General features: G+C 73.5%; 17 protein-coding genes. 6 read left to right on the forward strand and 11 right to left on the reverse strand.

What is annotated here, in order from left to right; genetic code table 11:
• The first annotated feature begins 60 nt into the window (after positions 1-60).
• Complete coding sequence (locus F0L17_RS09360; protein ID WP_155070713.1) at positions 61-624, forward strand: GtrA family protein; 564 nt, start codon at positions 61-63, stop codon at positions 622-624.
• On the opposite strand, the gene F0L17_RS09365 is transcribed toward F0L17_RS09360, so the two are convergent.
• Complete coding sequence (locus tag F0L17_RS09365; protein ID WP_155070714.1) at positions 550-1,848, reverse strand: ATP-binding protein; 1,299 nt, start codon at positions 1,846-1,848, stop codon at positions 550-552. The two genes, F0L17_RS09360 and F0L17_RS09365, sit on opposite strands and share 75 nt — an antisense overlap.
• Positions 1,849-1,954: 106 nt before the next feature.
• On the reverse strand, positions 1,955-2,632 hold the full coding sequence (locus F0L17_RS09370) for a response regulator transcription factor (RefSeq protein WP_155070715.1): 678 nt from the start codon (positions 2,630-2,632) through the stop codon (positions 1,955-1,957).
• Positions 2,633-3,027: 395 nt separating this feature from the next.
• On the opposite strand from F0L17_RS09370, the gene F0L17_RS09375 reads away from it, so the two are divergent.
• Positions 3,028-4,527: a peptide MFS transporter gene (locus F0L17_RS09375; RefSeq protein ID WP_155070716.1), complete on the forward strand. Its 1,500-nt coding sequence runs from the start codon at positions 3,028-3,030 to the stop codon at positions 4,525-4,527.
• A 371-nt stretch (positions 4,528-4,898) separates the two neighbouring features.
• Here the strand turns inward: F0L17_RS09375 and F0L17_RS09380 are convergent, their stop codons facing one another.
• On the reverse strand, positions 4,899-5,414 hold the full coding sequence (locus F0L17_RS09380; protein ID WP_155070717.1) for an ATP-binding protein: 516 nt from the start codon (positions 5,412-5,414) through the stop codon (positions 4,899-4,901).
• Between the two features lie 182 nt (positions 5,415-5,596).
• Positions 5,597-5,980, reverse strand: a complete 384-nt coding sequence (locus tag F0L17_RS09385) for an STAS domain-containing protein (protein WP_155070718.1) — start codon at positions 5,978-5,980, stop codon at positions 5,597-5,599.
• A 245-nt stretch (positions 5,981-6,225) separates the two neighbouring features.
• Between F0L17_RS09385 and F0L17_RS09390 the strand changes: the two genes are divergently transcribed.
• Positions 6,226-7,146 carry an RNA polymerase sigma factor SigF gene (locus F0L17_RS09390; protein WP_155070719.1) on the forward strand — a complete coding sequence of 307 codons (921 nt, stop codon included), beginning with the start codon at positions 6,226-6,228 and terminating at the stop codon, positions 7,144-7,146.
• A 243-nt stretch (positions 7,147-7,389) separates the two neighbouring features.
• Here the strand turns inward: F0L17_RS09390 and hutI are convergent, their stop codons facing one another.
• The 6 genes from hutI to F0L17_RS09420 form a co-directional block, all read right to left on the reverse strand.
• Entirely contained in the window at positions 7,390-8,616 is a 1,227-nt protein-coding gene (gene hutI / locus F0L17_RS09395; protein WP_155070720.1) for an imidazolonepropionase, read from the reverse strand.
• Positions 8,616-9,995 (reverse strand): formimidoylglutamate deiminase, encoded by a 1,380-nt coding sequence (locus tag F0L17_RS09400; RefSeq protein WP_162466780.1) that lies wholly within the window; start codon positions 9,993-9,995, stop codon positions 8,616-8,618. The genes hutI and F0L17_RS09400 overlap by 1 nt, the downstream gene beginning before the upstream one ends.
• A gap of 29 nt (positions 9,996-10,024) precedes the next feature.
• Positions 10,025-11,215 (reverse strand): allantoate amidohydrolase, encoded by a 1,191-nt coding sequence (locus tag F0L17_RS09405; RefSeq protein WP_155073395.1) that lies wholly within the window; start codon positions 11,213-11,215, stop codon positions 10,025-10,027.
• 83 nt (positions 11,216-11,298) lie between these two features.
• Complete coding sequence (gene hutU / locus F0L17_RS09410; protein ID WP_155070721.1) at positions 11,299-12,999, reverse strand: urocanate hydratase; 1,701 nt, start codon at positions 12,997-12,999, stop codon at positions 11,299-11,301.
• A gap of 269 nt (positions 13,000-13,268) precedes the next feature.
• Positions 13,269-13,889, reverse strand: coding sequence for a hypothetical protein (locus tag F0L17_RS09415; protein WP_162465991.1), 621 nt, complete (start codon positions 13,887-13,889; stop codon positions 13,269-13,271).
• 184 nt (positions 13,890-14,073) lie between these two features.
• Entirely contained in the window at positions 14,074-14,931 is an 858-nt protein-coding gene (locus tag F0L17_RS09420) for a MurR/RpiR family transcriptional regulator (RefSeq protein ID WP_155070722.1), read from the reverse strand.
• A gap of 213 nt (positions 14,932-15,144) precedes the next feature.
• Here F0L17_RS09420 and F0L17_RS09425 point away from each other — a divergent pair, with 213 nt between their 5' ends.
• Positions 15,145-15,588, forward strand: a complete 444-nt coding sequence (locus F0L17_RS09425) for a hypothetical protein (RefSeq protein WP_155070723.1) — start codon at positions 15,145-15,147, stop codon at positions 15,586-15,588.
• Positions 15,589-15,852: 264 nt separating this feature from the next.
• On the opposite strand, the gene F0L17_RS09430 is transcribed toward F0L17_RS09425, so the two are convergent.
• Positions 15,853-17,268, reverse strand: coding sequence for a cystathionine beta-synthase (locus F0L17_RS09430; RefSeq protein WP_162465992.1), 1,416 nt, complete (start codon positions 17,266-17,268; stop codon positions 15,853-15,855).
• Between the two features lie 216 nt (positions 17,269-17,484).
• On the opposite strand from F0L17_RS09430, the gene F0L17_RS09435 reads away from it, so the two are divergent.
• Both F0L17_RS09435 and F0L17_RS09440 read left to right on the forward strand, forming a co-directional pair.
• Complete coding sequence (locus F0L17_RS09435; protein WP_155070725.1) at positions 17,485-18,627, forward strand: SGNH/GDSL hydrolase family protein; 1,143 nt, start codon at positions 17,485-17,487, stop codon at positions 18,625-18,627.
• Positions 18,628-18,694: 67 nt separating this feature from the next.
• A complete protein-coding gene (locus F0L17_RS09440; RefSeq protein WP_155070726.1) occupies positions 18,695-19,915 on the forward strand; it encodes an acetyl-CoA C-acetyltransferase in 1,221 nt (406 codons plus the stop codon).
• Positions 19,916-20,183 lie beyond the last annotated feature (268 nt).

The following is a 20,183-nucleotide window of genomic DNA, read 5'->3' on the forward strand; positions in this document are numbered from 1 at the left end:
CGCGACGGTGCCCTGTCCGGGCCCGCGAGGCGACCGAGAGAACGGGGCGAGTGGACCACTATGGGCGAACGGTACGCACCACGCTCCCGACTGCTGCGGCTGAGGCGCGAGATGGCCAGGTTCGGCACGGTGGGGGCCTTCGGCTTCCTGGTGAACGTCGCGGTCTTCAACCTCTGCATCCACGGTCTGGGGCTGGCCCCGGTGCGGTCGGGGGTGACAGCCACGGCGGTCGCCGTCGCGACGAACTACCTGGGCAACCGCTACTGGACCTACCGGCACACCGACAAGAGCCGGATACACCGGGAGGCCGGGCTGTTCCTGCTGTTCAGCGGCATCGGCCTGGTGATCGAGAACGGCGCGCTGGCGCTCTCGCACTACGGCCTGGGCCTCACCTCGCCCCTGGCCGACAACATCGCCAAGAACGTGGTCGGCCTGGGCGTCGCCACGGTCTTCCGCTTCTGGGCCTACCGCACCTGGGTCTTCCGGATCCGGCGGGGCGAGCGGGACGGGCACGGTCGGCGGCACGGCCGGCGCGACCGGCGCGGCCCCTCAGTCGCCGGACGGCTCCTCGGCCACCTCTCGGCTGAGGAAGAGCGCGAAGACCGGCGGGTGCTGTTGAAGTAGCTCCAGTCGCCCGCCGTCCGCCTCCGCCAGGTCGCGGGCGACCGCCAGGCCCAGCCCCGTGGAGTTGCGGCCGCTGACGGTGCGCTCGAAGACCCGTGAGCCCAGCGCCGAGTCCACGCCCGGCCCCTCGTCCGTCACCTCGACCACCACCTGGTTGCCGGCGATGCGGGTGCGCAGGGCGACGGCACCGGCACCGTGCATCAGGGCGTTCTCCACAAGGGTGGCCAGCACCTGCGCCACCGCGCCGGGGGTGCCCACCGCGCGCAGTCCCTCGCGGCCGGAGCGGACGATGGCCCGGCCCGCCTTGCGGTACGCCGGACGCCACTCCTCGACCTGCTGCTTGACCACCTCGTCCAGGTCGAAGCCGACGGCCGAGCCCGAACGGGGGTCGCGCGAGTTGGTCAACAGCCGCTGTACCACGTCGGTCAGCCGCTCCACCTGGGCGAGCCCGATCATCGCCTCCTCCCGGATGCCGGCGGTGGCCGTCCTGTCGGCGGTGGGCGAGGTGTCGGCGGCGCCGATGGAGTCCGCGGCCGTGACGATCTCCTCCAGCCGCATCGACAGCGCGGTCAGGGGGGTGCGCAGTTGGTGGGACGCGTCGGCGGCCAGCCGACGTTCGGCGGTGAGCATCCGCGCGATCCGTTCGGCACTGGCGTCCAGGACGTCCGCCACCCGGTCCAGCTCGGGCACCCCGTAGCGGCGGTGGCGGGGACGCGGGTCGCCGGAGCCGAGCCGCTCGGCGGTCTCGGCCAGGTCGGTGAGGGGGGCGGCGACGCGACGGGCCTGGCCCACGGCCAGCAGGACGGCCGCTATCACCGCCAGCAACGCCACCGCCAGGATGATCAGCAGGGTCCGGCCCACTTCCTCCCGGACGGTGGCGCGGTCCTGCCGGACGGTGACGGTCACGCCGTTCGGCCCGGAGGAGGCACGTCCCTCGATGGCGTCGTCGGGCCGCTCGCCCAGCTCGATCGGCGCCTGTCCGGGCAGTTCGATGCGGACGTGGCGGTCCTCGGGGACGTGGGAGCGCATGGACTCGGCCGTGACGCTCTCCCGGGCCACGATCCGGCTCTCGACGACCGAGACCAGCCGCGCGGCGTCGGAGCGGACGCTCTCCTCGGCGCTGCCCTCGATGGTGCGGCTCTCGATGATGACCAGCGACACCCCGAAGACGGCGATCACGACGAGGACCACGGCCAACGTGGAGTTGATCAGACGTCTGCGCATGGCCGGTCAGCCCTTCCGGGGCCTGGGAACCCCTCGGTGATGCTCGTCGGTTCTCGGCGCCGCCCGGTGGTGCCGTGCCGCTCCGGGCGCCCCACGGGCCGGTCGGTCAGTCCTTCTCGAAGCGGAATCCGACGCCCCGCACCGTGGCGATGTAGCGGGGGTTGGCGGCGTCGTCGCCGAGCTTCTTGCGCAACCACGAGATGTGCATGTCGAGGGTCTTGGTGGAGGACCACCAGGTGGTGTCCCAGACCTCGCGCATGAGCTGGTCACGGGTGACGACGCGGCCCGCGTCCCGTACCAGCACCCGCAGCAGGTCGAACTCCTTCGCGGTGAGCTGGAGCTCCTCGTCCCCCATCCACGCCCGGTGCGACTCGACGTCGATGCGCACGCCGTGGGTGGCGACGGGCTGGACCGGCTCGACCGCGCCCCGCCGCAGCAGGGCCCGGACCCGGGCCAGCAGCTCGGCCAGGCGGAACGGCTTGGTGACGTAGTCGTCGGCGCCCGCGTCCAGGCCGACGACGGTGTCCACCTCGTCGGCCCGGGCGGTCAGCACCAGGACGGGGAAGGTGTACCCCTCGGTGCGCAGCCGGCGGCAGACCTCCAGCCCGTCCATCCCGGGCAGGCCGAGGTCGAGTACGACCAGGTCGATGTCCCCGTGCTGTCCGGCGTCGAGCGCGCTGGGACCGTCCTCGCGCACCTCGACCTCGTACCCTTCGCGACGCAGGGCGCGGGCCAGCGGCTCGGAGATGGAGGCGTCGTCCTCGGCGAGCAGTACTCGGGTCATGGCCTGATGGTAGACCTCGTGGAGACGCCCCCGGCGGTCTGTGACCGACTTGCGGAAACCCGGTGGCGGTTCCCCGCGCCGGGTGTGAAATGCGCCTCTCGGTGGTGGGTGTCCGTCATCCGGGCGGTACGCGGTGACGTACCCTGACCGGGACGTTGTCCGGAGCGGTGACCCGTGGCGCGCGAGAGCGCCCGGGTCCTTTCGCGGAGGACCACCGCAGGGGCTCCCCGGGATCGGGCGTCCGGCCGGTCAGGACCGGACGCGGACAACGCTGCAGGAATGCCGGCCTGCCGTCCGGGCGCGCGCGGGGAGCGCGCCGCCGGAGCCGGCGACCACCCGCCCGGGCGCGTGCGCACCACATCGTGCGCGTCCCGATCGAGCAAGGAACCACCACCATGGCGTCCAGCCTGACGAAGGACTCCGCCGGCACCCCCGGCAAGACCTTCTTCGGCCACCCCCGCGGTCTGGCCACCCTCTTCATGACGGAGATGTGGGAGCGCTTCTCCTGGTACGGAATGCGCGCCATCCTCGTCCTCTACCTGATCGCGGGTGTGCTCGAGGGACCGCTCGCCGGCCGCGAGGCCCTGGCAGCGGCGATCTACGGCGTCTACAACGCCGTCGTCTACATGGCCGCCATGCCCGGCGGCTGGGTGGCCGACCGCCTCTGGGGGGCCCGCAAGGCCGTCCTGGTGGGCGGCATCGTCATCGCGGCCGGCCACTACACCCTGGCGATCCCGTCCGACGTGGCGTTCTTCATCGGGCTCGGCCTGATCGCCCTCGGCACCGGCCTGCTCAAGCCGAACATCTCGGCGATGGTCGGCGGCCTCTACGAGGGCCAGTCCAGCGCCCGCCGCGACGCCGGCTTCACGATCTTCTACATGTCGATCAACATCGGTGCCATGTTCGCGCCGTTGGTGGTCGGCTACCTGGGCGAGAACGTCGACTGGCATCTGGGCTTCGCCGTCGCCGGCATCGGCATGACGCTGGCCGTGGTCCAGTACGTGCTGGGCGGCCGCTACCTCGGTGACGTCGGCCGCCGACCGGGCACCCCGGCCTCGCCGGAGGAGAAGCGCTCGGTGCTGCGGAAGACCGGCCTCTGGGTGGGCGTGGCCGTCGCCGCGCTGCTGCTGGACATCGCCCTGGGCACCTACGACATCGAGCACATCGTCAACTTCCTGGCCGTCCTCGGCGTCGTCGTCCCCATCCTGTACTTCGCCTCGATGTACCGGAACCCGCAGCTCACCGCCGAGGACCGGCCGCGCGTCCAGGCCTTCGTGTGGTTCTTCGTCACCGCCGTGCTGTTCTGGATGATCTACGACCAGTCCGGCTCGCTGCTGACGATCTTCGCGGACAACGACACCGACCGCATGATCGGCGGCTGGGAGTTCCCCGCCTCGTGGTTCCAGTCGGTCAACCCCGTCATGATCATCATCCTGGCGCCGCTCTTCGCGAGCCTGTGGGTGTGGCTGGCCAAGCGCAACAGCGAGCCCAGCGCCCCGGTGAAGTTCGCCCTGGCCATGCTGCTGATCGGTGGCTCCTTCGGCCTGATGGGCCTGGCGGGCGCCGCCGCGGCGAACAGCGAGACCGGCAAGGTCACCGTCTTCTGGCTGCTGGGCGTGTACCTGCTCCAGACGCTCGGCGAGCTGTGCCTGTCCCCGGTGGGCCTGTCGCTGTCGACCAAGCTGGCCCCGAAGCAGTTCGTCGGCCAGATCATGGGCCTGTGGTTCCTCGCCACGGCGACCGGCAACGCCCTCAACGGCTGGGCGACCCAGTTGAACGAGCCGATGGGCGACGCGGCGTACTACACCATGTGGGGCGTCGTCGCCGTGGTCGCGGGCCTGGCCTTCATGACGGCCTCGAAGCGGATCCGCGCCCTGATGGGCGGGGTGAAGTAACAACCCGCCCCCGAGCCGGTTCCTCCGGCGACCGGTGCCGTGACACGGGGTGGGCGCTCCTCCGGGAGCGCCCACCCCGCGCGGCGCGGGGGGAGAAACCCGTGGGGCCGGGCCCCGGTCCTCGTCGGCAGGACCGGGGCCCGGCCCCTGTTCGTCGCCCTTCTCCCGGGCGTCTTCCACCCCGCCCCTCCACCGCCCGCGGAGGGGCGGGGCCGCACATGACGACGCCGAGTCCCTGGGGACCCGGCGATGAGGATCGTACGTCCGCTGTGTGTCGCTGTGGTGTCCGCCCGTACCCGCGTGCGTCGCGCTCGGCGGTCCGGTCGGACGACCGGCCTCGGCGGGGCGGGGCGGGGCGTCGGCTCCGGCTCTCAGTCCTCGTCCGGCCCGGCCAGCTCGGCCCAGACCGTCTTGCCCACGGCTCCGTGGGGGTGGCGTACGACCCCCCAGTCCAGACAGAGCCGCTGGACGATGAACATGCCGTGGCCGCCCGGCCGCCCGGGACGGTGCGGAGTGCGGGGCGAGGGGAGGCCGGCGCCCTGGTCGGCCACTTCGATCCTCAGCAGTTTGGGACCGAGACCTATGCGCACCTCTTCGGGGCCGTCGGCGTGCAGGCAGGCGTTCGTCACCAGCTCGGAGACCACGAGCAGGGCGTCCTCGGCGGCGGCACGCTGTTCGGGACCGGAAGCCGGGAGCCAGCCCCAGTCGTGAAGCGCCTGGCGGGTGAAGTCACGGGCACGGGGCACGGCACCGTTCGCCCCCATGAGCCGCAGCCGTCGAACCTGGCGCATCTCGCGCACCTGACCGACCGGTGCGGCTGCGGTCGCGGCGGTGCCCTCCGGCTCCGGGCCGCGATCGCCCGCCGGTTGCGGCCGGGTGGTGCTCATCAGTGCTTCACCTCACCGGTTGACCAATGTCGTCGGTTTCGCTCGGTCTGCGGACAACTGTTTCCGATGGATTTCCAGGAGTCTCCTGCCCTGCGGGGGCGGGGGGACACACATGGATTTCCCCCGAACCGGGCTCTGGACGTAACACTCTGGTCACGGCCCGGAGGCACGGTGGGGGTCGGCTAGGACTGCGCCGTTTCCTTCAGGGCGTCGGCCAAGGTCCCGTGGAGGACGAACACTCCGTCGGCACCGGTGATCTCGAACACACGCGCGACGACCGGGCGCATCCCGGCCAGGTGGATCCCGCCGCCGGCGGCCTCCGCCTTCAGCCTGGCCCCCAGGAGGACGTTCAGCCCCGTGGAATCGCAGAACTCCAGCTTCGAGCAGTCCACGACCAGGAGCTTGCAGCCGTCCTCCAGCGCACGCTCCAGCGGCTCGCGCAGCAGATCGGCGGTGTGGTGGTCGAGTTCGCCGTCCGGCGTCACCACCAGGCTCGCGCCGTGGCGCTGTACGTCGACCGTCAGCCGACCCCGGTGGCTGGTGCTGCCGGGCACCCCGCGGTCCATGTACACCCCTTCAACTTTCCCGGTAACCGATCACTGCCGTCCGGAGATGGACGTTCGAACCCTACGCCCTTACAGCCCCAACCGGTAGCCACACAACCAGCACATTGGGTCATATTCGGACAACCAGCACTTGCCAGGGCCCCACATGACCGGGTAGGCGTAGGAGAAACCACTAAATCACGTCGGCTTGGAGGCGCCGCACCCCGTAGCACAGGAACGGCTTCGGCAGCCATATGCCGAGAACGATGGAGGACCCCATGTCACCCCGGCTCGACGAAACGTCCACCGCGTCGTCGGTCGTCCCGCCCGAGCACATCGTGCTCCCCGAGGTGGGCCCGGACGAGGTCCACGACCTCACCGAGGAACTCCACCTCCCCGAGATCCCGCCGTACGGCGAGGTGGGGCCGCTGGACGCGCGGGCCCTGTCGAAGACCCTCTTCGAGCGCCTGGAGACGCTCCAGGAGGGCACCCACGAGCACGCGTACGTCCGCAACACCCTGGTCGAGCTGAATCTCGCACTGGTGAAGTTCGCCGCCGCCCGGTTCCGTTCCCGCAGCGAACCGATGGAGGACATCGTCCAGGTCGGCACCATCGGCCTGATCAAGGCCATCGACCGCTTCGAACTCGGCCGCGGGGTCGAGTTCCCCACCTTCGCGATGCCGACGATCGTCGGTGAGATCAAGCGCTTCTTCCGCGACACCTCCTGGTCCGTGCGCGTCCCCCGCCGCCTCCAGGAGCTCCGGCTGGCCCTGGCCAAGGCCGGGGACGAGCTCGCCCAGCAGCTCGACCGCTCCCCCACCGCCGGCGAACTCGCCGAGCGTCTGGGCCTCACCCGGGAGGAGGTCGTCGAGGGCATGGCGGCGAGCAACGCCTACACCGCCAGCTCCCTGGACGCCCAGCCCGAGGAGGACGAGACCGAAGGCGCCCTCGCCGACCGCATCGGCTACGAGGACCACGGGCTGGAGGGCATCGAGTACATGGAGTCCCTCAAGCCGCTCATCGCCGAACTCTCGCCGCGGGACCGCAGGATCCTCTCCCTGCGCTTCGTGGCGAACATGACCCAGTCGGAGATCGGCGAGGAGCTGGGCATCTCGCAGATGCACGTCTCCCGCCTGCTCTCGCGGACGTTGGGCAAGCTGCGCAAGGGGCTGCTGGTCGAGGAGTGACCTCCCCGGGCCCCGGACGAGGCTCCCCGCGCCGCTCCGTCCCACTCCGTCACACCCTTCCGCGTTCCCTCGCGTTCCTCCGCGCCCTTCCGCGTTCCCCCGCCCGGCCCTTCGACTCCTGCCCCGGTGCCCGCCGTCTCCGACGGTCGGCCCCGGGGCGGAGGAGGACCTCCGTCGCCGCCCCGGTACCCGCCGGGGCGGCGACGGCCGTCTCCGGGCCGACGGCCGAGGCCCGCGGAACCCTCAGAGCACGCGCTCGCCGCGCTGCCACACCGCCGCCACCAGCGGCACTCCGGGCCGGTAGGCGAGGTGGACGTGCGAGGGCGCGTCCAACAGCACCAGGTCGGCGCGGGCGCCGGGGGTGACACGGCCGATGTCGATGCGGCGCAGCGCCGCGGCGCCGCCCGCCGTGGCGGCCCACACCGCCTCGTCGGGCGTCATGCCCATCTCCCGGACGGCGACGGCGACACAGAAGGGCATCGAGCTGGTGTAGGACGATCCGGGGTTGCAGTCGGTGGAGAGCGCGACGGTGACCTTGGCGTCCAGCAGGCGGCGGGCGTCGGGGTAGGGCGAGCGGGTGGAGAACTCGCAACCGGGCAGCAGCGTGGCGACCGTGCGGCTGCCGGCGAGGGCGTCGACGTCCTCGTCGGACAGGTGGGTGCAGTGGTCGGCGGAGGCCGCGTCGAACTCGACCGCGAGCCGGACGCCGGGCCCGGGACCGAGCTGCCCCGCGTGGACGCGGGGCACCAGACCGCGGGCGACCCCGGCGGCGAGGACGGCGCGGGCCTGGTCGCCGTCGAAGGCGCCGCGCTCGCAGAAGACGTCCACCCAGCGGGCGTGGCGGGCGCAGGCGTCCAGCATCGGACCGGTGACCAGATCGACGTAGCCGTCCGGGTCCGAGGCGTACTCGGGGGGCACGACGTGGGCGCCGAGGTAGGTGGTCTCGTCCACCTGGTCGGCGGCGATGCGCAGGGCGCGGACCTCGTCCTCGACGGTCAGGCCGTAGCCGGACTTGGTCTCCAGGGTGGTGGTGCCCTGGCGCAGCGCCTCGCGGACGTGGCGGGCGAGGTTCGCGGCGAGTTCGGCGTCGTCGGCCGCGCGGGTGGCCTCGACGGTGGTGCGGATGCCGCCGGCGGTGTAAGGGCGGCCGGACATGCGGGCGGCGAACTCCTCGGTGCGGTCGCCGCCGAAGAGCAGGTGGGAGTGGGAGTCGACGAAGCCGGGCAGCATCGCCCGGCCGCCCGCGTCCACGCGACTGTCGGTGGCCGGTGCTTCGCTTTCCGTGCCGACCCAGGCGACGCGGTCGCCCTCGACGACGACGGCCGCGTTCCGGACGACTCCGAGGGGGCCGTGCTCGGCGGCCGCCACGGTCTCGTGGTCGTTGGTGACGAGGGAGGAGATGTTGGCGATGAGGGTGCTGCCGGCGCCGTCGGGGGCGGCGGCGGTGTCGCGGGTGGGGTGGGTGCTCATCAGCGGGCTCCTTGTCGGATGGCGTCCGCCAGGGCCGCGGGGACGTCCGGCACGCTTCGGTGTGCTCCGTCGCGCACCACATGGCGACCGCCGACGATCGTGTGGCGTACGTCGGCCGCCGTCGCCGCGAACACCGCCGTCTCGACGGCCAGCCGGGGCGGGGGGCCCGCGGTGCGCACCGAGTCCAGGGCGATGGTGGCGAAGTCGGCGAGCCGACCGGGTTCCAGGCGTCCCGCCTCCGGCCAGCCCAGGGCCGCGTGGCCCCTCTCGCCGGCCGAGCCCAGCAGTTGGGCGGCGGTCCAGTGGCCGCGGGTGCGGGTGCGCAGCCGTTCGTCCAGTTCCATCGCGCGGGCCTCCTCCAACAGGTCGATGACGGCGTGGCTGTCGCTGCCCAGGCACAGCGGGGAGCCGGCGCGCATCAGGTCGGCCGCCGGGCCGATGCCGTCGGCCAGGTCGCGTTCGGTGGTGGGGCACACGCACACCCCGGTGCCGGTGCCGCCCAGGAGGGCGATGTCGGCGGCGGTCGGGTGGGTGGCGTGGACGGCGGTCGTCCGGGGGCCGAGGACGTCGTGGTCGGCCAGGAGCCGGGTGGGGGTGCGGCCGTGGACGGCCAGGCAGGCGTCGTTCTCGGCGGGCTGTTCGGAGAGATGGACATGGAGGGGTGCGTTCCGCTCCTGGGCCCAGCGGGCGACGGTGCCGGCCTCGACGGCGGGCACGGCGCGCACGGAGTGGATCGCCGCGCCCACCCGGGCGTGGTCGCCCTGCGGGCGCAGCGCGGAGACGCGCTCGGCCCAGGCGTCGGCGGTGCCGTCGCCGAAGCGGAGCTGGTGGCGGTCGAGTTCCGCGCCCCGGTGGGCGGTCAGGAGCCCGGAGGCCAGGTAGCAGGTGTCGAGGAGGGTGATGCGGACACCGGCCTCGGCCGCCGCCGCGATCAGGGCGTGCCCCATGGCGTTGGGGTCGCCGTAGGGGGTGCCGCCGGGGCCGTGGTGCAGGTAGTGGAACTCACCGACGCAGGTGATGCCGGCCAGGGCCATCTCGGCGTACACGGCCCGGGCGAGGGCGAAGTAGCCGTCGGGGGTGAGGCGGTCGGCGACGGAGTACATCACCTCGCGCCAGGTCCAGAACGTGCCCGAGCCGGTCTGCACGGTACCGCGCAGGGCGCGGTGGAAGGCGTGGGAGTGGGCGTTGGCCAGTCCGGGGACGGTCAGGCCGCGCAGCGGCTCGGCGCCCGGCGGCGGGGTCTCCACCCCGGTGCGCACGGCGGTGATACGGCCGCCGGCCGTCTCGATGACCGTGCCCGCCTCGACGGCTCCGCCGGTCCAGGCGTGCTCGGCCCAGTAGACGGCCTCGGGCGCGGCCGTGGGCGGGGCATCGGACACGGTCCCGGCCGGGGCCGGTCCGTCCGGGGTCACGGGCACGCCAGGTCCTCCAGGGTGTCGGCCAGCGCCCGCACCCCGGCGGCGCAGTCGTCCTCCTCGGCGATCTCGGCCGGCGAGTGGGAGACGCCGGTGGGGTTGCGCACGTAGAGCATGGCGGTGGGCACCTCGGCGGAGAGGACACCCGCGTCGTGCCCCGCCCCGGTGGGCAGCAGTGGCGCGCCGCCGAGCCGGGCGGCGATGCGGTCGCGCAGCCCGTGGGCGAACTCCACGACGGGGGTGAAGGATTCCCGGACGACCTCCACCCGCACCCCGTCGCGCGCTCCGCGCTCGACGGCCGCGCGTTCGATCTCGGCGACGACGGCGGCGAGGGTGGCCTCGTCGGCGGCGCGGGAGTCGAGCCAGCCGCGGACGAGGGAGGCGATGGCGTTGACGCCGTTCGGTTCCACGGCGACCTTGCCGAAGGTGGCCAGCGCCCCGGCCAGCCGGGCCTTCTTCCGGGCGGCCAGCACGGTGTTGGCGTAGGTGAGCATCGGGTCGCGGCGGTCTTCCAGACGGGTGGTCCCGGCGTGGTTGGCCTCGCCGTGGAAGTCGAACCGCCAGCGGCCGTGCGGCCAGATCGCGGAGGCGACGCCCACCGGCCGGTCGTCGGGAGCGTCGACGAGACGGCGGCCCTGCTCGATGTGGAGTTCGACGAAGGCCCCGACGCGGGCGAGCCGTTCGGGGTCGGCGCCGATCGCCTCGGGGTCGTACCCGGCGCGCTCCATGGCCCGCGGCAGCGTGACGCCGTCGGCGTCGCGGAGTTCGCGGGCCGCCTCGGGGGTGAGCCGGCCGGTGGTCAGCCGGGAGCCGACGCAGGCCGGGCCGAAGCGGGCGCCCTCCTCGTCGCCGAAGTTGACCACCGCCAGCGGCCGGGCGGGGCGTGCGCCCCGCGCGCGCAGTTCGTCGAGGGCGGCGAAGGCCGAGACCACGCCGAGGGGGCCGTCGAAGGCGCCGCCGTCGGGCACGGAGTCCAGGTGGGAGCCGGTCACCACGGCGTCGCCGTCCTCCGGGGAGCCGAGCCAGGCCCACTGGTTGCCGTTGCGGTCCACCTCGTGGGTCAGCCCGCGCGCGGCGGCCTGTTCCCGGAACCAGGCGCGGCACTCGGCGTCGGCGTCGGTCCAGGCGTGACGCCGGTAGCCACCGCCGGGTGCCCGTCCGACGGGCAGCAGTTCGCGCCACATCGCGTGGAAGGAGGCGCCCTGCTTCCACTCCCGGAAGGCGGTGGAGGCGGAGCCGGGCGTGGGGGCCGGGGTCGGTCCGGTGGTCATGCGGCGTTCCCACCGTTCCCGCCGTTCCCGTCGTCGCCCTCCCGCATCGGGACGCGGATACCGCGTTCGGCGGCGACCTCCTCGGCCCGCTCGTACCCGGCGTCGACGTGGCGGATGACGCCCGTGCCCGGGTCGTTGGTGAGCACCCGGCGGATCTTCTCACCGGCCGTCGGCGTGCCGTCGGCGACGGTGACCTGCCCGGCGTGGATCGAGCGGCCCATGCCGACACCGCCGCCGTGGTGGACGGAGACCCAGGAGGCGCCGGAGGCCACGTTGACCATGGCGTTGAGCAGCGGCCAGTCGGCGATGGCGTCGGAGCCGTCGAGCATGGCCTCGGTCTCGCGGTACGGGGAGGCCACCGAGCCGCAGTCCAGGTGGTCGCGGCCGATGACGATCGGCGCGGAGATCTCCCCGGAGGCGACCATGTCGTTGAAGCGCTCCCCCGCCCTGTCCCGCTCGCCGTGGCCGAGCCAGCAGATGCGGGCGGGCAGCCCCTGGAAGCGCACGCGCTCCCCGGCCAGGTGGATCCAGCGGGCCAGGGACTCGTTCTCGGGGAAGAGGTCGAGGACGGCGCGGTCGGTGGCGGCGATGTCCTTCGGGTCGCCCGAGAGCGCGGCCCACCGGAAGGGGCCCTTGCCCTCGCAGAACAGCGGCCGGATGTAGGCGGGCACGAAGCCGGGGAACTCGAAGGCCCGCTCGTAGCCCGCCAGGCGCGCCTCGCCGCGGAGGGAGTTGCCGTAGTCGAAGACCTCGGCGCCCGCGTCCCGGAAACCGACCATGGCCTCCACGTGGCGGGCCATGGCCTCCCGCGCCCGCACGGTGAAGTCGGCGGGCTTCTCGGCCGCGTAGGAGGCCATGTCGGCGAAGTCGACGCCCAGCGGCAGGTAGCTCAGCGGGTCGTGGGCGGAGGTCTGGTCGGTGACGATGTCGATGGGCGCGCCCATGGCCAGCAGGCGCGGCACCACGTCGGCGGCGTTGCCCAGCACACCGATCGACAGCGGGCGCCGGGCGTCGCGGGCCTCGCCGGCCAGCGACAGGGCGTGGTCGAGGGAGTCGGCGCGCACGTCGAGGTAGCGGTGTTCGATGCGGCGCTCGATGGCGCGCGGGTCGCAGTCGACGCAGATGGCGACGCCGTCGTTCATGGTGACCGCCAGCGGCTGGGCGCCGCCCATGCCGCCGAGCCCGGCGGTGAGGGTGATCGTCCCGGCCAGGGAGCCGCCGAACCGCTTGGCGGCGACGGCGGCGAAGGTCTCGTAGGTGCCCTGGAGGATGCCCTGGGTGCCGATGTAGATCCAGGAGCCGGCCGTCATCTGGCCGTACATGGTGAGGCCGAGGGCCTCCAGGCGGCGGAACTCCTCCCAGGTGGCCCAGTCGCCCACCAGGTTGGAGTTGGCGATCAGCACGCGCGGCGCCCACTCGTGGGTGGTCATCACCCCGACCGGGCGCCCCGACTGGACGAGCATCGTCTCGTCCGGGCCCAGGGTGGTGAGGGTGCGGACCATGGCGTCGAAGGAGGGCCAGTCACGGGCGGCCTTCCCGGTGCCGCCGTAGACGACGAGCTTCTCGGGGTGCTCGGCCACCTCAGGGTCGAGGTTGTTCATCAGCATCCGCAGGGCGGCCTCCTGCTGCCAGCCCCGGGCGGTCTTCCCGGTGCCGCGCGGGGCCCTCACGGGTCGTGGTCCTGACGCCTGTGTCATGGTCCCTGCCCTCCGATTGAATCGGTAACTACAGACACTCTATTGCGTGAATAGAACTAGTCAACGGGGCGCGGGACCGGAGCGTCGGGAACGCCGCCCCCGCTCCCGGCCCGCCCCCGGCCTCGGACGCGGGCCGGGAGCGGGGGCGAAGCGGGGGCCGGACGCGGAACGGCGGCCGCACCGCCGGCGGCACGGCCGCCGTGGGTCCGGACGGCACCTCCGACCGCCCAGTGGGCCCGGTGGACCCGGCGGGGATCAGCGGGACGCGCTCACCTCGCCGCCGCGGTGACCCTGGCCCGGGGACGACGCTCCCGGCCGGCGACGGCGGGACGACGGCGCGCGCCTCCCGGCGCGGCGTCTCCGGCCAGCGGCCCGGTGGTCATCCAGCCGCGCACGTCCTTGCGCGCCGGACTGCGTCCGGCCGCCCACTCCGGGCGGACCCACAGCAGCTTCTCGTTGCGGCGCTCCCAGCGGCCCAGCCACACCGCCTTGGCCCACAGTCCCGCGCCGGCCCCCGCCAGCAGCATGCCGCCCGCCGCCGGCACGGCCCAGGACGAGCCCACCGCCGCGGCGAAGGCGGCCACCAGCCACCACCGGCGGCTCCGCAGCCAGGTGCGGACGGTCACCGCGCGGTCGTGCAGCACCACCCACTTGCCCGCCGTGGAGGCGGCGCCGATCATCCCCACACAGCGGCCGCGACGCGCCAGGAAGGCGACGACGGCCGCGACGAGGAAGAGCGCGGCCCCGCCCAGCACCCCGATCCGCCGTCCGGTCAGCCCGGGGAAGGCCAGACCGACTCCCGCGGCCACCACTCCGGTCCACCACAGCGCGGTGCCCGCCGTCCGCACGTACACCGCCACTCTCGCCAGCGCATACGCCCCGCGCGCCACAGCAGTCCTCCTCGTGTCCTACTCCGTTCACCCGCCGGCCGGCCGGGTCAGGGCGACCGGCCACGGTCCGTCGAACCGAAGCGTAATGAGGAACGATGAGATTCTCCTGAGGATCCGCGCGGGCCACCCGGCCAAGAGGGCGTACCCCCCGACGCTGTCGGCCGGACCCGCCCGCCGCGGCGCCTCACTCGACGAACAGCCCCCGCTCGGCCGCCCGGGCGTCGAACTCCTCCAGTCGGGCCTGTGCGTCCGGCAGCTCGTCGCACATCGCCTCCAGCAGCACCCGCCCCAGCAGCATCGGCGCGCAGGCGGTGTCGAAGGACAGGGCGGTCCCGACGGCGGCGGGCAACAGCAGGTCGCCGGGGCGGACCACGGGCGCGAAGGCGCTGTCGGCGACGGTGACGATCCGCAGCCCGGCCCCGCGGGCGTGCTCCAACGCGTCGGCCGTCTCACGCGGGTGGCGCGGCAGGGCGAAGCACAGCAGGGCGCTCGCCCCGGCCCGCGCCGCCGCGTCGACGCGGTCGGCCAGCATCGAGCCGCCCTCGTCCAGCAACCGCACGTCGGGGTGGACCTTGGCGGCGAAGTAGGCGAAGCCGCGGGCCTGCGCGGCGGCGGCCCGCAGCCCCAGGACGGGCAGGGGGCGGGAGGCGGCCAGCAGCCGTCCGGCCTCGGCGATGGGAGCCGGATCGGCGAGCTGCGCGGCGAGCTGCCGCAGGTTCTCGATCTCGGCGTGCACGGCCTGCTGGTAGGCGTTGCGGCCGTCCGCGCCGCCGTCCCTCCCCTCGCCGGCCCCGTCCGCCGCGACGGCGGGCTGCCACTCGCGCAGGTGCCTGCGCAGCGCCGGGTAGCCGTCGAAGCCGAGCGCCACGGCGAAACGGGTCACCGACGGCTGACTCACCCCGGCCAGCTCCGCCAGCTCCACGCTGGACAGGAACGGGGCGTCGTCGGCTCGCCGCACCATGCAGTGGGCGATCCGCCGCTGGGTGGGAGTCAACCGGTGCCCCTCGAACAGCTTCAGCAGCCGGGCGCTCGCGCCGCTCATCGTGTCCCCTCGCGCTCGTGCACCCGCATTCCGTCCGCCCCTCCTCCGCTCCTCTTCAGCGCTCCCCCGCTCCGCATGACTCTATTCAGTATCGGCCCTCGGAACCGGCGCGGCCCGTCCGGTCACGGGACCGGACGGGCCCCTGCGGGCCCCCGGGGGAAGCGGGGGCTACCCCCAGTGCCGCCGTGGCCGCGCCCGCGTAGCGTCGGTGCCATGGATGCCCGTCACCCCGACCCCGAATTGCGGAAAGAGCTCGACGCCACCTTGCGGACACGCGGGGAGCTCGGGCCGGAGTACGAGTCGGAGCTGGTCGACTCCTTCCTGGAGAAGGTCGACCGGCGACTGGAGTCGGTGATAGAGCGCCGGGTGCGACGCGCGGTGGCCGAACAGCAGGTGGTGCTCGCCCACGGTGCCCGCTCGCCCCGGGAACCGGTCGCCTGGGAGGGACCGGGAGCCGTCTTCGCCCTCGCCGCGATCTCGTTGGTGTTGGCCATCCCGCTCTCCGCGATCGCCGGGGACAACGCGGGCCTGCCCGGCCTGCTGGTCTGCTGGGCCGGGATCTTCGGCGTCAACGCCGTCCACGCCACGAGGAGCCTGCCGTGGTCCCGCTCCCGCCGCGAGGGACGCGACGCGGCGGCGGAGGGCTGGGACGACTGACGGACCCGCCGACCGCGCGGAGGCGGGGGGATCGCGCGGGGACCGCCGCACCCCGGCGTGAGCACCGAGGGCGGGACGACGGCGGTCCCCGCGAGGCCGTGCGGCCGGTTCGGGGACCGGTCCACGACCAGGGCGCTCGAAGGTGTCCGGGAGCCGCTCCGGAGTTCCCCGCGCCGTTGGACACCACGGTGCCCGACGGGTGTTAACCCCTCTTTGCGGGACCGTGACGGCCGCGTACCACCTGCGCCCCCGGGCCTTGGGCCCCTACCCCCGCCTCGGCTCCGTCGTCCCCGCGCCGGCCCCGCGGGCCAGGAACGCCAACAGGTCCTGGCGGCTGACCACGCCGGTCGGCTTCCCCTCGACCAGCACGATCGCCGCGTCGGCACCCTCCAGCACCGCCATCAGGTCGGCGACCGGCTCGCCGGAGCCGACCTGCGGCAGCGGCGCGCTCATGTGCTTCTCCAGCGGGTCGTCCAGCCCGGCCCGCTGGGTGAACAGGGCGTCCAGCAGTTCGCGTTCGACGATCGAGCCGACGACCTCCGCCGCCATCACGTCCGGGTGTCCGGCGCCGGGCTTGACGACGGGCATCTGCGAGACGCCGTACTCGCGCAGCACCTCGATGGCCTCGCCGACCGTCTCGTCCGGGTGCATGTGCACCAGCGACGGCAGCCCGCCCTCCTTGTGGCTCAGGACGTCGCCGACGCGGGAGAGGGTGGGCTCGCCCTCCTCCAGGAAGCCGTAGTCGGCCATCCACTCGTCATTGAAGATCTTCGACAGGTAGCCGCGCCCGCCGTCCGGCAGCAGCACCACGACCGTGTCGTCCGGGCCCAGGCGCTCGGCCACGCGCAGCGCCGCGACGACGGCCATGCCGCAGGAGCCACCGACCAACAGGCCCTCCTCACGGGCCAGCCGCCGCGTCATCCGGAAGGAGTCCTTGTCGGAGACGGCGACGATCTCGTCGGCCACACCGCGGTCGTAGGCGTCCGGCCAGAAGTCCTCGCCCACGCCCTCGACCAGGTACGGCCGCCCCGAACCGCCCGAGTACACCGAGCCCTCCGGGTCGGCGCCGATGACGCGGACCTTCCCGCCGGAGACCTCCTTGAGGTACCGGCCGGTGCCGCTGATGGTGCCGCCGGTGCCGACGCCCGCCACGAAGTGGGTGATCCTCCCCTCCGTCTGCTCCCACAGCTCGGGGCCGGTGGTCTCGTAGTGGGAGCGCGGGTTGTTCGGGTTGCTGTACTGGTCGGGCTTCCACGCGCCGGGCGTCTCGCGCACCAGCCGGTCGGAGACGTTGTAGTACGAGTCGGGGTGCTCGGGGTCGACGGCCGTGGGGCAGACCACCACCTCCGCCCCGTAGGCCCGCAGGGTGTTGATCTTGTCCGTGGACACCTTGTCCGGGCAGACGAAGACGCAGCGGTACCCCTTCTGCTGGGCGACGATCGCCAGCCCGACTCCGGTGTTGCCGGAGGTGGGTTCGACGATGACGCCGCCCGGTTTCAGTTCACCGGAGCGCTCGGCGGCCTCGATCATCCGCAGCGCGATGCGGTCCTTCACCGAACCGCCGGGGTTGAAGTACTCGACTTTCGCCAGGACGGTGGCCTGGATGCCGGCCGCCACACTGTTCAGCTTGACCAGCGGGGTGTTGCCGACAAGCTCGATCATCGACTCGTGATACTGCACCTGGTTCTCCGCGATCGGGGGCAGTCGCCGTCGCCTGCCCGTACCGCCAGCCTAGGGGGCGTCGGAGTCCCGGTGACGCGCGTTGCACGACGGCCGCCGGCGGGCAACACACCGGTAGTGACGTTTCGGTGACGCGTGTGGAGCGCGTGGGGAGTCGCGTACGGGGTGCCGCGGGACCGCGGGCGCGGCGGATCGGAGGGCCCGGTGTCCACAACCATGTCCAGGGCGAGGGTGGCGCGCAGGATCGTGACGGCGGCGGCGTACGGGGGCGGGGGCGTGGGATTGCTCGGCGGCGCCGCACTCGGGCTGCTGGTGGCACAGGCACGGTTGGCCAGACGGCGGGTGGGCGGGTCCGACGGGGCGCCGCCGTCGGCCGACGGGCTGTACGGCGCGGCGTTCGCCTCCGACGGCCCCGGCGCGCGGGCCGTGCCGCTGCGGCTGGCGCTGCTGGGCGACTCCACCGCCGCCGGGCAGGGCGTCCACCGGGCGCGGCAGACCCCGGGGGCACTGTTGGCCTCGGGGCTGGCGGCGGTGGCGGAGCGGCCGGTGCTGCTGCGCAACGTGGCGGTGTCGGGAGCGCGCTCGGACGACCTGGACCGCCAGGTGACGCGGCTCGTCGGCGAGTGCGGTGGTGCCGTGGCGGGCGGCGTCGGTACCGGCGGTGACGACGGGGACGTGCCGGACGTGTGCGTGATCATGATCGGTGCGAACGACGTCACCGCTCGTGTGCCGCCCGCCGTCTCGGTGCGGCTGTTGTCGGGTGCGGTGGCGCGGCTGCGGGCGGCCGGGTGCGAGGTCGTGGTGGGCACCTGTCCGGACCTGGGGACGGTCGAGCCGGTCGCCCGGCCGTTGCGGTGGCTGGTCCGCCGGGCGAGCCGCCAACTCGCGGCGGCGCAGACGATCGCGGTGGTGGAGTCGGGCGGTCGCACCGTCTCGCTGGGCGACCTGCTGGGCCCGGAGTTCGAGGCGAACCCCAGGGAGCTGTTCGGCCCGGACAGCTACCACCCCTCGGCGGAGGGGTACGCGACCGCCGCCATGGCCTTCCTTCCCGCGCTCTGCGCCGCGCTGGGCCTGTGGCCGGAGGACGAGCGCCCCGACGCGGGCCTGCGCGAGGGCTTCCTCCCGGTCGCCCGGGCGGCCGCGGTGGCCGCCGGGGAGGGCGGTACGGAGGTCACGGCGGCGCGCGGCCCCTGGGCGCTGCTGAGGCGGCGCCGCCGGCGACGGCTGTCGGCGGCGGAAGCGGACGCGGCCCGTACGGCGCCCCCGGCCGAAGGGGGGACGCCCGTGGCCGGCGGACCCGACAGCGAGGCTGAGCAAGCGCTTAGAAAAGAGGTCGGAATCACACGTGGCGGGACGTGACCGCCGCCCTACGGAACGGTAGTTTCCAAGCGACCACAGCCCTCACCCCTCGTTCCCGGGAGCCGTGATGCCCGAAGCCGTGATCGTATCCGCAGCCCGTTCGCCGATCGGACGCGCCTTCAAGGGCTCGCTCAAGGAGGTCCGCCCGGACGACCTGACCGCCGGGATCGTCAAGGCCGCGCTCGACAAGGTCCCCCAGCTGGACCCGACCGAGATCGACGACCTGATGCTGGGCTGTGGCCTGCCCGGCGGCGAGCAGGGCCACAACCTCGGCCGGGTCGTCGCCGTGCAGCTGGGGATGGACCACCTGCCGGGCTGCACCGTCACCCGCTACTGCTCCTCCTCGCTGCAGACCACGCGCATGGCGATGCACGCCATCAAGGCGGGCGAGGGCGACGTGTTCGTCTCGGCCGGCGTCGAGACGGTCTCCCGTTCGGTCAAGGGCACCTCCGACGGTCTGCCCGACACCCACAACCCGATCTTCGCCGACGCCGAGGCCCGCACCGCCGCCCGCGCCGAGTCCGGCGGCGAGGGATGGCACGACCCGCGCGAGGACGGCGAACTGCCCGACGTGTACATCGCCATGGGCCAGACCGCCGAGAACCTGGCCCGGCTCAAGGGCGTCACCCGCCAGGAGATGGACGAGTTCGGCGTACGGTCGCAGAACCTCGCCGAGAAGGCCATCGCCGAGGGCTTCTGGGAGCGCGAGATCACCCCGGTCACCCTGCCCGACGGCACCGTGGTCTCCCGGGACGACGGCCCCCGCGCGGGCGTGACGATGGAGGGCGTGCAGGGCCTCAAGCCCGTCTTCCGTCCCGACGGCCTGGTGACCGCCGGCAACTGCTGCCCGCTCAACGACGGCGCCGCCGCGCTGGTCGTCATGTCCGACACCAAGGCGCGCGAACTGGGCATCACCCCGCTGGCCCGGATCGTCTCCACCGGCGTCTCCGGCCTGTCGCCCGAGATCATGGGGCTGGGGCCGGTCGAGGCGTCGCGTCGGGCGTTGAAGCTGGCCGGCATGACCATCGACGACATCGACCTGGTGGAGATCAACGAGGCGTTCGCCGCCCAGGTGATCCCCTCCTACCGCGACCTGGGCATCGACCTGGACAAGCTGAACGTCAACGGCGGCGCCATCGCCGTCGGTCACCCCTTCGGCATGACCGGCGCCCGGATCACCACCACGCTCATCAACTCCCTCCAGTGGCACGACAAGCAGTTCGGCCTGGAGACGATGTGCGTCGGCGGCGGTCAGGGCATGGCCATGGTCATCGAGCGCCTGAGCTGAACTCCCGCCCTCGGCCCACGGATTGCGCGCTGTGGCGCGCGTCACTCGCCGGCGCCCGGGATGTGACCCGAAACACCCCCGATGCACCGGTGAGACCGAAGAGCCCCCAGGATGTGATCAATGTCCTGGGGGCCCGGTGTCTTCCCTGCTCACAGGGGGCGCGTTGGTCCGCACGGGCTCCCCGGGGCGCCCTTTCGGGGGTGCGGTTCCCACCGTTCGACAGGAGATTCCCGTCGGGCTGCGGTAGGAATTCAGGGGTCGGAGTTTC

Origin of the sequence: Streptomyces taklimakanensis (genome assembly GCF_009709575.1) — a bacterium.
Classification (GTDB): domain Bacteria; phylum Actinomycetota; class Actinomycetes; order Streptomycetales; family Streptomycetaceae; genus Streptomyces; species Streptomyces taklimakanensis.

What these genes read in the sequence shown, in the direction of transcription:
- F0L17_RS09420 (WP_155070722.1), bottom strand. Translation starts at nt 14,931, where the DNA reads ATGAGCGGCGCGAGCGCCCGGCTGCTGAAGCTGTTCGAGGGGCACCGG.
- F0L17_RS09440 (WP_155070726.1), top strand. Translation starts at nt 18,695, where the DNA reads ATGCCCGAAGCCGTGATCGTATCCGCAGCCCGTTCGCCGATCGGACGC.
- F0L17_RS09360 (WP_155070713.1), top strand. Translation starts at nt 61, where the DNA reads ATGGGCGAACGGTACGCACCACGCTCCCGACTGCTGCGGCTGAGGCGC.
- F0L17_RS09375 (WP_155070716.1), top strand. Translation starts at nt 3,028, where the DNA reads ATGGCGTCCAGCCTGACGAAGGACTCCGCCGGCACCCCCGGCAAGACC.
- hutU (WP_155070721.1), bottom strand. Translation starts at nt 12,999, where the DNA reads ATGACACAGGCGTCAGGACCACGACCCGTGAGGGCCCCGCGCGGCACC.
- F0L17_RS09435 (WP_155070725.1), top strand. Translation starts at nt 17,485, where the DNA reads ATGTCCAGGGCGAGGGTGGCGCGCAGGATCGTGACGGCGGCGGCGTAC.
- F0L17_RS09380 (WP_155070717.1), bottom strand. Translation starts at nt 5,414, where the DNA reads ATGAGCACCACCCGGCCGCAACCGGCGGGCGATCGCGGCCCGGAGCCG.
- F0L17_RS09390 (WP_155070719.1), top strand. Translation starts at nt 6,226, where the DNA reads ATGGAGGACCCCATGTCACCCCGGCTCGACGAAACGTCCACCGCGTCG.
- F0L17_RS09385 (WP_155070718.1), bottom strand. Translation starts at nt 5,980, where the DNA reads ATGGACCGCGGGGTGCCCGGCAGCACCAGCCACCGGGGTCGGCTGACG.
- F0L17_RS09370 (WP_155070715.1), bottom strand. Translation starts at nt 2,632, where the DNA reads ATGACCCGAGTACTGCTCGCCGAGGACGACGCCTCCATCTCCGAGCCG.
- F0L17_RS09365 (WP_155070714.1), bottom strand. Translation starts at nt 1,848, where the DNA reads ATGCGCAGACGTCTGATCAACTCCACGTTGGCCGTGGTCCTCGTCGTG.
- hutI (WP_155070720.1), bottom strand. Translation starts at nt 8,616, where the DNA reads ATGAGCACCCACCCCACCCGCGACACCGCCGCCGCCCCCGACGGCGCC.
- F0L17_RS09405 (WP_155073395.1), bottom strand. Translation starts at nt 11,215, where the DNA reads ATGTGGCGCGAACTGCTGCCCGTCGGACGGGCACCCGGCGGTGGCTAC.
- F0L17_RS09425 (WP_155070723.1), top strand. Translation starts at nt 15,145, where the DNA reads ATGGATGCCCGTCACCCCGACCCCGAATTGCGGAAAGAGCTCGACGCC.